Annotated in this window: 1 pseudogene; it reads left to right on the plus strand. The window is 62.4% G+C overall.

The window, feature by feature from the left end:
* Positions 1–298 (plus strand): annotated as a pseudogene (locus tag ACF8FG_RS21810) (hypothetical protein); the annotation flags it as partial.

Here is a 298-nt window from a genome sequence, read left to right on the forward strand (position 1 = left end):
GGTCTGGAAATCTCACTGGCGTTGCTGATTCACCCGATGGGCCAGCCGACACCCGGCACCGAAGATCATGACCGGCGTTTCAAACGCCTGGAGCAATGGCTGGACCAGCACGACAGCCCGCTTTACACCGCCTTGGCGCCGTTCAACCCGTTCAAGGACAAAGCCGATTCGATCGGCTCTTTGTTCGGCGCCAGCGACAACGTGATCGAAGGGCTGGCCGGTCGCTTCCCGGCCATGGCTGACATCACCGACCTCACCGCCCAGTCGGTCAATGCCGTGGTGCTCAAGCGCCTGCGTG

This window comes from Pseudomonas sp. YQ_6 (genome assembly GCF_043103245.1).
GTDB classification, from domain to species: domain Bacteria; phylum Pseudomonadota; class Gammaproteobacteria; order Pseudomonadales; family Pseudomonadaceae; genus Aquipseudomonas; species Aquipseudomonas alloputida.